Genomic DNA, 1989 nt, shown 5'->3' with positions numbered 1-1989 from the left:
CACCTATATCTAATGATTTAACTCTATCATTTGAAATACTATTTTTTAGAAGTATTAAATTACTCATTATAACTCGCTCACTATATAAAAACTTATTAATTTCATCGTAACGTATTGTATTATTATTTATACTAATTTTATCATTTGTTAACCTATTAGTTAAAACTAACTCTCTTAAATTATAGCTATCAATTTTAGATTGATATAAATCTTTAAATTTTAACTCTTTTAACAAATTAACTATTTTTTTATTTAAATCAAGTGAGCTACTTACTAAATTAAATGTAACATCTTTAATTTTATAAGGAAAAATAACTCGAGTGGCTATAAATGCTAAAATACATCCTATTAAAATGAATTTTATCCTATCAAATGACAATATATTAAAATTATTGTGAGTAGAACCTATCCCTAATGCAAATATTGTCATGAAGGTCATTCTTTTAGAATAATCTTTAAAGTAATTACTTATATAACCACAAACGAAGGCTAAAAACATTTTAGCATCTACGTTTTTTACAATATGGAAAGTTAACTCAAATATAAAGACACCTATAAGGGTACCCTTTATTCTATCTATCATTTTTGATTCACTAGATTCTATGTAAGGCTGTATAACTGATGCTAAAGTAAAAACTAGCCATTTGCCTTCATATAGTTTAAAGTAACTAACAATAAAAGCTCCTAAGCTAACGCATAAAGCAATTCTAAATGCAAAAGTAAATCTAAGCGAATTTCTATTAAAGCGTTTCTTTATAACCTCTATATCTTTTACCTTGCCAGGAACTCCATATTTTTTATCACTAGGAGACAATCCTCCATTTATTATATTTTTTAATATATCATCTAAAAGAGTCATATTTTGCTTTAATTCATAGCCTATATAGTTATCACATTCATTTTTTTTAGATTTGTATATATATGTATATACCTTAGTCTTTAAATCAATTAGGTTTATTTCTTTATTTAAAAAGCGTAATACATCTAAAAGTAAACATTTCAAATCTTTTAAATCATTAGTATTAGTTTTAATATTATTCTTATCATCAACTATTTTTTCTAAAATAGAATTAGCACCATCTAGTGTTTGTGTAATACATAAATAAAGTCTACTTGTATCTGAAATTAAAAAGGTTTTTTCTTTTCTAGAATATAATGATTGAGATAAATTTTTTAAATCATTGTCCAAAGTAAAACTAATTTTTTTGAAATCATCGAAGCTTTCTTTATCAATCAAAATGTCTATTTCATCAACTATTAATCCTATATCTTTGCACAACTGCTGCTTTGATTTATTCCAGAACTTATTTTTATTAGCAATCAATTGGACAAACATTATAAGCAAAGCAGATAATATTAATGCTTCAATTCTAATATGCATAATGGATGATTTAATAGGAAAATAAATCATAAACAAATATCCCAAAACAAAGGGCATATATATAGGCTTAGTAGTGTCATATGTAAATACATAAACCACAGCAAATACAATTAAAAAAGTAGATATAAAAGTTAATGGAGGAGATATTGAGGCTATAAAAGCACAAGCCCCTATTAAGAGTTCCAAAATGATAAACTTAAGTGTATTTTTTATAGGATTTATTGTATAGTCATTGTCCATTAAATTAATAGCAGCCATAAACCCTGTTATTCCAATCAACATATTATCCATTCCGAAAAATTCTTTAAAGAAAAATGCAGTAGGAATCATACCTATGAAAATTATTGTTTTTGATATTATGCTTTTCATGTTTCCACCACCTAAAAATTATGTATAGTAAAAAGATTACCCATATTAACTAGCGATAAAACTATCATTACATTGAAAAATGCACATATAATATTTTTATAGAAGAATTTATTGAGGGGGGATTTTTATATATTGTAAAGCTATTTTAGAATATGATGGATGCATTGTTAATATATATGAGAAAATTGAAACGATATCAAAGTTTTTAGAAAAAGACATAAATATACACAATTATATAG

General features: G+C 24.4%; 1 protein-coding gene. It reads right to left on the bottom strand.

Features of this window, described 5'->3' with window-relative positions:
* Positions 1-1750 (bottom strand): FUSC family protein (locus RWY47_RS09250; protein WP_316030304.1); only part of this gene is annotated, 1750 nt, incomplete at its 3' end.
* Positions 1751-1989: the final 239 nt, after the last annotated feature.

Origin of the sequence: Paraclostridium sp. MRS3W1, assembly GCF_032465715.1 — a bacterium.
In the GTDB taxonomy this organism is placed as follows: domain Bacteria; phylum Bacillota; class Clostridia; order Peptostreptococcales; family Peptostreptococcaceae; genus Paraclostridium; species Paraclostridium dentum.
The sequence above is the reverse complement of the archived record's forward strand: the minus strand, read 5'-3'. Positions and strand labels throughout refer to the sequence as shown.